The 8,030-nt window shown below is 62.3% G+C and carries 8 protein-coding genes; 6 read left to right on the top strand and 2 right to left on the bottom strand.

The window, feature by feature from the left end; genetic code table 11:
• Positions 1-672, bottom strand: a 672-nt coding sequence (locus DYL59_RS21490; RefSeq protein ID WP_135290974.1) for a HAMP domain-containing protein, incomplete at its 3' end; no start/stop codon positions are given.
• 205 nt (positions 673-877) lie between these two features.
• Here DYL59_RS21490 and DYL59_RS21485 point away from each other — a divergent pair.
• Both DYL59_RS21485 and DYL59_RS21480 read left to right on the top strand, forming a co-directional pair.
• Positions 878-1,606, top strand: a complete 729-nt coding sequence (locus tag DYL59_RS21485) for a response regulator transcription factor (RefSeq protein ID WP_135290973.1) — start codon at positions 878-880, stop codon at positions 1,604-1,606.
• On the top strand, positions 1,593-2,963 hold the full coding sequence (locus DYL59_RS21480; protein ID WP_135290972.1) for a sensor histidine kinase: 1,371 nt from the start codon (positions 1,593-1,595) through the stop codon (positions 2,961-2,963). The genes DYL59_RS21485 and DYL59_RS21480 overlap by 14 nt, the downstream gene beginning before the upstream one ends.
• 3 nt (positions 2,964-2,966) lie before the next feature.
• On the opposite strand, the gene DYL59_RS21475 is transcribed toward DYL59_RS21480, so the two are convergent.
• Entirely contained in the window at positions 2,967-3,482 is a 516-nt protein-coding gene (locus DYL59_RS21475; protein ID WP_135290971.1) for a DUF2062 domain-containing protein, read from the bottom strand.
• A gap of 135 nt (positions 3,483-3,617) precedes the next feature.
• On the opposite strand from DYL59_RS21475, the gene DYL59_RS21470 reads away from it, so the two are divergent.
• The 4 genes from DYL59_RS21470 to lpxK all read left to right on the top strand — a co-directional run bounded on the left by DYL59_RS21470 (position 3,618) and on the right by lpxK (position 8,012).
• The gene (locus tag DYL59_RS21470; RefSeq protein WP_135290970.1) at positions 3,618-5,843 is read left to right on the top strand and encodes a DNA internalization-related competence protein ComEC/Rec2; all 2,226 of its coding nucleotides are present in this window, start codon (positions 3,618-3,620) and stop codon (positions 5,841-5,843) included.
• 98 nt (positions 5,844-5,941) lie between these two features.
• Positions 5,942-6,577, top strand: a complete 636-nt coding sequence (locus DYL59_RS21465) for a MotA/TolQ/ExbB proton channel family protein (RefSeq protein WP_135290969.1) — start codon at positions 5,942-5,944, stop codon at positions 6,575-6,577.
• Positions 6,574-7,002: an ExbD/TolR family protein gene (locus tag DYL59_RS21460; RefSeq protein ID WP_105698563.1), complete on the top strand. Its 429-nt coding sequence runs from the start codon at positions 6,574-6,576 to the stop codon at positions 7,000-7,002. Before DYL59_RS21465 ends, DYL59_RS21460 begins: the two co-directional genes overlap by 4 nt.
• Positions 7,002-8,012 (top strand): tetraacyldisaccharide 4'-kinase, encoded by a 1,011-nt coding sequence (gene lpxK / locus DYL59_RS21455; RefSeq protein ID WP_135290968.1) that lies wholly within the window; start codon positions 7,002-7,004, stop codon positions 8,010-8,012. Before DYL59_RS21460 ends, lpxK begins: the two co-directional genes overlap by 1 nt.
• The last annotated feature ends 18 nt before the right edge of the window (positions 8,013-8,030 follow it).

Raw genomic sequence — 8,030 nt, 5'->3', positions numbered from 1 at the left:
TTCCTGGCTGCCCAAGGGGGGCAGGCGGGTTTCCAGGTTGCCGTCCTTGAGCTGGGCCACGGCTTGCTTGATCAGGCCGATTGGCGAATTGATCGTACGGCTGATGCGCAGCGCCAGGGTTGCAGTGCACACCAAGCCGATGGCAATGATCAGCAGGCTGGCGAACAGGCTGCGATAACCACGCAGCAGCATGCCGTTGTGGGACAGCTCCACCTCGACCCAGCCCAGCAGGCGATCGGCTTCATCCGGGATCAAGTCACCGGCCAGGTTGCGATGGCGGCCGAACACCGGGAGCAGATAGCGTGTGGCGTCATTGCCGGTGCGTTGCAGCAGGTGGGAGCTGTTGCCGATGGGCGGCTGGTTGAGCATGGTCGGGCCGGCGTGGGCCAGCGGCGCGCGGTCTGGGCCGAGGAAGGAGACGGCGCGGACATCCTGTTGTTCCAGGGACTGGGTGGCGATGCGTTCCAGCAGGTCGGTATTGCGCGCACTCAGGGCGGGCGCCACCAGAGGGGCCAGTTGCTCGGCGATCATTTCGCCGCGTTGCAGCAATTGGCTCTGCAGTTCCGAGAGTTGCATCCAGGTGAAATAGCCACCCAACAACAGGGCCATCAGGCTGGTCGGCAGTAAAGTCAGCAACAGTACGCGGCCTTTTATCCCCATTCTTCTCAGCACGCCACTCTCCTGCTACCACATTGTTATCAACCCAATACACGGGCACCTCGCCCGCACCACCTGCGCAGTGTAGCCATTTGCGTGGCGGGGGATCTTGCAAATTAATGACCGGCGGCAATCTTCAGGCCATTGGACGCCGGATGGCGATTGCCTGTAGAGGGTTAATCTTGAATAATCGGCCATTGAGAATGACTTGCAGACGCTAATGAATCCCGCAGCCGTTGGCCTACCCAGTATCCTGACCATCGAAGATGACCCTGTGCTCGGCGCTTATGTCCATGAGCACCTGGGGCGCTGTGGTTTCCAGGTCACCTGGTGCCAGAACGGCCAGCAAGGCCTGCAACTGGCCCGTGACCAGGCGTTCGATGTGGTGCTGATGGACATCCTGCTGCCGGGGATGGACGGCTTGTCGGTCCTGACCCACTTGCGCGAGAGCCATGCGATCCCGGTGATCCTGATGTCGGCCCTGGGTGCAGAAGCCGATCGCATCAGCGGTTTCCGCCTGGGCGCCGACGATTACCTGCCCAAGCCGTTCAGCATGATCGAGTTGCGGGTGCGCATCGAGGCGATCCTGCGTCGTGTGGCCCTGGACCGACGCCCGTTGCCGACCCTGGCCCCGACACGCGGCGATGCCCGCACCCTGCGTTTCGACGACGAGTTATGTGACGTGTTCCACCAGGACCACTGGGCCGGGCTCACCCGCAGCGAATACCGCCTGCTCGAAACCTTGCATCGCAACGCTGAGGAAGTCCTCAGCAAGGCTTTTCTCTACCAGCATGTGCTGCAACGCGGTTATGCCCCTCATGACCGCAGCCTCGACATGCATATCAGCCAGATCCGCCGCAAGCTCAAGGCCATCGGTTACAGCGAGCGCGAAGTGCGCACCGTATGGGGCAAGGGCTACGTGCTGAGCGGTCACGATGACGGCCTTTGAGCGCCCCTTGAAACGACTGCCGGGCAAACACTCCTTATTCTGGAAGCTGGCCTGCCTGTTGATTGCCTTCTGTTTGCTGATGATCTGGCTCAGTTGGTCCTGGGGCCGGTACATGGAGGAGCAGAACGCGTACCTGGACGAGCAGGCGCGCCATACCTTGAGCGGTTATGCCGTCAGCGCCGAACAGGCCTGGAGGCGAGGTGGCAGGGCAGGGGTGGATGCATGGCTGCAAGCGATGCGCTCACGGGAAAGCACCTGGGTTGGCGTGATTGGCAACGACCTGCAGTCGTTGAGCAGCACGCCGCTACGCGACAAGGAAAGCCAGCGCCTGACCTTCCTGCGCGGCCTGGATTGGCCTGTGAGCCGCCATGTGAGGGGGCTGCCGTGGTTGAAGATCCCGTTTCCTGCAAACCCCGACGCCGGTTCGCTGGTCATCGAGTTGCCGCAGCGCTTCTTGCCAGGGCGTTATCAGCTGTTCTGGCGGGTCGTGACCAACGGCGTCATCCCGGGCCTGTTCACCCTGTTGTTATGCATCGGCTTGTACCGACTGTTGATCATGCCCCTCAACCAATTGCGCGAGCAGGCCAATGCGTGGCGGGCAGATCAGTTGAATACTCGGTTGTCCCATGCGGCCACCAGTCGCCAGGATGAGTTGGGCGAACTGGGGAGGGCCTTTGACCATATGTCCGAGCGCTTGCAGGGTACCGTGGTGTTGCAGCAGCAATTGCTGCGAGACATGTCCCACGAGCTGCGCACGCCGCTGAGTCGCTTGAGGGTCGCCTGCGACAGTGAGCAAGACCTGGCGCAACTGCGTGAACGCCTTGGCCGCGAGATCGACGCGATGCAGCGCCTGGTGGAGGACAGCCTGCAACTGGCCTGGCTGGACACCGAGCGCGCGCCACTGCCCAAGGAAGACATACAGCTCCAGGCCCTGTGGGACATGTTGCGCGAGAACGCGTGCTTTGAAAGCGATTGGCCGCCGTCGCGCCTGCCGTGTCTGCTGGAAGCCGATTGCTGGGTGAGGGGTAACCTGAATACCTTGGCCCAGGCATTGGAAAATATCCTGCGCAACGCTATTCGGCATTCTCCTGCCGAGGGGGTGGTTTGCCTGGATGGGCGGCGCGAAGGGGATTTCTGGCACTTGTGGCTGGAGGACCAGGGCGGAGGGATTGATGAGCAGGACCTGGAACGCATCTTTGCACCCTTTACCCGCTTGGATGGCTCACGGCCCGGCGACGGTGGCTTCGGCCTGGGCCTGAGCATCGCCCGCAATGCGGTGCAACGCCAGGATGGCGGCCTGTGGGCGGAAAACACCGGGCGAGGCTTGCGGGTGCACCTGCGGTTGTTGGCTCGCTAGGCCTCAGCCGCGGCGCTGCTTGCGCTTCTTCCACTGATGCGCGACCCACCAGCGCCAATAGCCCATGGTCAGGCAATAGGCCAATGCACCCAGCACCAGTCCCAATACCACCGAGCCCAGCAGGAACGGCTGCCACAGGGTGCTCAGTTGGCCGCTGATCCATTCCCAGGTCAGGTCATCGGGTAGGCTGCGAGGCGGTACGTTCATCAGCCATGCGCCAGTCAGATAGGTGCAGATAAACACCACCGGCATGGTGATCGGGTTGGTGAGCCACACCAGGCTGACGGCAATGGGCATGTTGCCGCGCACCACGATCGCCAGCACCGCTGCCAGCAGCATCTGCAGCGGAATCGGGATGAACGCCGCAAACAGGCCCACCGCCATGGCCCGTGCCACTGAGTGTCGGTTCAGATGCCAGAGGTTGGGGTCATGCAGCAACGTCCCGAGAAACTGTAATGACTTGTGTTCCCTGATACTGGTGGGATCGGGCATGTACCGTTTGAATAAGCGCCGGGGCATAAGGGGTCCAGGTCAATTCGAGGGGCAAGTATGCCCGCATTCTATAAACAGAAAATTCAGACTTTGTGACAAAAGATCATAGGTCGCTTTGCGGGCCCGGCTAAGACTCAATGGATCACTTGAAAAGGATGGTTCATGAGGACAGGGATGTGTGCGTTGGCGTTGGGCCTGTTGGCGTTGCGTTGTCTACCCGCATTGCCTGCTACCGGGTGGCTGTTGGCCATGCTGGTGCTGGCGCTGATGCTGTTGCCGTTTCGTACCTACCCAGTGGCGTTTTTCCTGATGGGGTTGAGCTGGGCGTGTATCAGCGCGCAATGGGCACTGGATGATCGCCTGCAACCCGCACTGGACGGCCAGACCCGTTGGGTCGAAGGGTGGGTGACCGGGTTGCCGCAAGATACGGTTGACGGCGTGCGCTTTGAATTGTCCGACAGCCGGTCGCGCAAGGCTCATTTACCCAAGCGCATCCGGGTGTCTTGGCGAGGCGGGCCGCCCGTGCGCAGCGGTGAGCGCTGGCGCTTGGCAATCACCCTCAAGCGGCCGGCCGGGTTGCTGAATTTTGATGGGTTCGATCAGGAAGCGTGGTTATTGGCCCAGCGTATCGGGGCGACGGCGGCAGTGAAGGATGGCGAGCGCCTGGCGCCGGCGCGGTATGCCTGGCGTGATGCGCTGCGCCAGCGGTTGATGGCCGTGGACGCCCAGGGGCGCCAGGCTGCACTGGCTGCGCTGGTGCTGGGCGATGGCTCCGGATTGGCCACCGAGGATTGGCGGGTATTGCAGAGCACTGGCACCGTGCACTTGCTGGTTATTTCTGGTCAGCATATCGGGATGTTGGCGGGCTTGATGTATGCCCTGGTCGCCGGTCTGGCGCGCTACGGTTGCTGGCCCCGAACCTGGCCGTGGCTACCTTGGGCTTGTGGCCTGGCCTTTGCCGCCGCGCTGGGTTACGGCGTGTTGGCGGGGTTCGGCGTGCCGGTGCAGCGCGCCTGTGTGATGCTCGGGCTGGTGCTGCTATGGCGCTTGCGATTCCGCCATCTTGGCCTGTGGTGGCCTTTGTTGCTAGCGCTTAATGGGGTGCTGATCCTTGAACCACTGGCCAGCCTGCAGCCAGGGTTCTGGTTGTCGTTCGCGGCGGTAGCGGTATTGATCCTGGCGTTCGGCGGGCGGCTGGGGCCGTGGAGCCTGTGGCAGGTTTGGACCCGGCCGCAATGGCTGATCGCCATTGGCCTGTTCCCGGTGTTGTTGGTACTGGGTTTGCCCATCAGCCTCAGCGCGCCGCTGGCCAATCTGGTCGCCGTGCCGTGGATCAGCCTGGTGGTGTTGCCGTTGGCTTTGCTGGGGACGGCCTTTTTGTCGCTGCCCTTTGTCGGGGAGTCTCTGCTGTGGCTGGCGGGCGGGGCGCTGGATGGGCTGTTCAGTGGCTTGACCTGGCTCGCCGGGCGAGCGCCTGCCTGGGTGCCGACTGAGGTGCCGCTGGGGTATTGGTGGGTAAGTCTGTTGGGCGCAGTGGTACTGCTGCTACCCAAGGGTGTGCCGTTTCGCGTGTTGGGTTGGCCGATGTTGCTGCTGGCGGTATTTCCTCCGCGTGATCTGGTGCCACACGGGCAGATAGAAGTGGTGCAACTGGATGTCGGACAGGGCCAGGCGCTGATCCTGCGCACCCGGCATCATGTCTTGCTCTACGATTCAGGCCCACGTTCCGGCACGTTCGACCTGGGGGCGCGCGTGGTGCTGCCAGCGCTGCGAACACTTGGGGTCGGGGCGCTGGACATGATGCTGCTCAGCCATGCCGACGCCGATCATGCCGGTGGCGCGGCTGCGATTGCCAAGGGCATGCCCGTCAGGCGGGTGGTGGGTGGCGAGACGGAGGGGCTGCCCGCGTTTCTCGGCACGCAACCTTGCCTAAGTGGCGAGCGCTGGACATGGGACGGCGTGTCCTTCGAGCTCTGGCAGTGGCCTGATGCCACTAACGGCAATGCAAAGTCCTGCGTATTGCAGGTGCAGGCCAATGGCGAACGCTTGCTGCTGACCGGGGATATCGACCGTGCAGCCGAGCAGGCCTTTCTGGACTCGCCGTTAGCGGTGCCTACCGATTGGTTGCAGGCGCCGCACCATGGCAGTCGCAGTTCCTCCTCCTGGCCGTTCCTGCAGCGCCTGGCGCCCACCTCTGTATTGATTTCCCGAGGGCGCGGCAATGGTTTCGGACATCCCCACCCACAGGTGATGGAGCGTTATCAGGCGTTGGGCAGCCGGGTTTACGACAGCGCCGAACAAGGTGCCGTACGCTTTAGACTGGGCGTCTTCGCATCACCGGTTGTTGCGCGCAGTCAACGCCGATTCTGGCGTGAACGCGTACCTTAATCCGTAGTTACAAAGGGCCGGCGCGGGGCCGGGGTCGACGAGCCCCGCAGCTGAACCTATATGGTAAAGTGGCGCACTTTTTCGAGGGGACATTCACTGTGTGGGAACTGGTCAAATCCGGCGGCTGGATGATGTTGCCGATCATCATGAGCTCTATCGCCGCACTCGGTATCGTTGCCGAACGCCTGTGGACCCTGCGCGCGAGCCGCGTGACCCCCGAGCATCTGCTGGGGCAGGTCTGGGGCTGGATCAAGAACAAGCAACTGGACAAGGAAAAGCTCAAGCAACTGCGCGCCAATTCGCCGCTGGGTGAAATCCTCGCCGCGGGCCTGGCCAACTCCAAGCATGGTCGCGAGATCATGAAAGAGTGCATCGAAGAGGCTGCCGCGAGGGTCATCCATGAATTGGAGCGCTATATCAACGCCCTCGGCACCATCGCTGCCATGGCCCCTTTGCTGGGTTTGCTGGGTACGGTGCTGGGCATGATCGATATTTTCAGCTCGTTCATGGGCTCGGGCATGACCACCAACGCGGCCGTATTGGCCGGTGGTATTTCCAAGGCCCTGATCACCACGGCGGCGGGGCTGATGGTGGGTATTCCTTCGGTATTCTTCCATCGGTTCCTGCAACGCCGTATCGATGAACTGGTGGTGGGCATGGAGCAGGAAGCCATCAAGCTGGTGGAGGTGGTGCAGGGCGACCGTGACGTGGACCTGGTCGAGGGCAAAGCGTGAAATTTCGCCGCAAGCAACGGGAAAACGTCGATATCAATCTCGCGTCGCTGATCGACGTGGTGTTTATCCTGCTGCTGTTTTTTGTCGTGACCACCACTTTTACTCGCCAGACCGAACTGCGCGTCGACTTGCCGGAAGCCGTCAGCGGTTCACCGGCCGAAGACCAGGAGGTCAAGCAACTGGATATCGCCATCAGCGCCGACGGGGTGTTTTCGGTGAACAACCAGTTGCTGGAGAAGAACGACCTCGCCAGCCTGATGGCCGCCCTGGAAAAAGAATCCGGGGGGGATACCAAAATGCCGCTGTCCATCAGTGCTGATGGCAAAACCCAGCACCAGGCCGTGATCACCGCGATGGATGCTGCCGGCAAACTCGGCTTCAGTCATCTGCGCATGACCACCATCGAGGCGGCGAGCCAACCCTGATGGCCATGTCTGATCGTTTGCTCAAGGCCTGGTACGAGGGCCATCCGGCACTGGTGCTGTTGCGGCCGTTGGAGTCGTTGTATCGCCGGGTGGTGTTGCGCAAACGCGCGCGTTTTTTGGCGGGCGAGGGTGACATCTATCAATCGTCGGTGCCCGTGGTGGTGGTGGGGAATGTCACCGTGGGCGGAACTGGCAAGACGCCGTTGATCCTGTGGTTGATCGAGCATTGCCGACGCAGTGGGTTGCGCGTGGGGGTGGTCAGCCGAGGCTACGGGGCCAAGCCTCCGCAGTTGCCGTGGAGGGTCGAGGCTAGCCATAGCGCCGATGTGGCCGGTGATGAGCCGTTGTTGATCGTGCAACGCTGTGGCGTGCCGTTGGTGATCGACCCCGACCGCAGTCGTGCGGTCAAGGCATTGCTGGCCAGCGAAACCCTGGACCTGATCCTCTCCGACGACGGCCTGCAACATTACCGCCTGGCCCGTGACCTTGAACTGGTACTGATCGATGCCGTCCGTGGCCTGGGCAACCGCCGTTGCCTGCCTGCCGGGCCGTTGCGCGAGCCGGTGGAGCGTCTGCAAAGCGTCGATGCGCTGCTCTACAATGGCGCCGAGTCAGATCGCGAAGACGGTTTTGCCTTTCGCCTGGTGCCGACGGCGCTGGTCAACCTGAAGACAGCCGAGCGTCAGCCTGTCGAGTATTTCCCTGGGGGCCAACAGGTCCATGCGGTTGCCGGCATCGGCAATCCGCAACGTTTCTTCAATACCCTGCAAACGCTACACTGGCAGCCGATACCCCATGCTTTTGCCGACCACGCGCCATACAGCGCCGAGGTCTTGAATTTTACGCCGTCATTGCCGCTGGTCATGACCGAGAAAGACGCGGTGAAGTGCCGCGCCTTTGCCCGGCCCGACTGGTGGTACCTTGCGGTGGATGCGGTGCCGTCACCGGCGTTCGTCGCCTGGTTCGACACGCAACTGATGCGTCTGTTGCCCGCCCGACTCTTGCCTTAATACGCTTCTTTCCAGGAA

The sequence above is a fragment of the Pseudomonas kairouanensis genome, assembly GCF_004682055.1.
In the GTDB taxonomy this organism is placed as follows: domain Bacteria; phylum Pseudomonadota; class Gammaproteobacteria; order Pseudomonadales; family Pseudomonadaceae; genus Aquipseudomonas; species Aquipseudomonas kairouanensis.
Note: the sequence above shows the minus strand (reverse complement) of the source record. Positions and strands in the feature narration are given on the sequence as shown.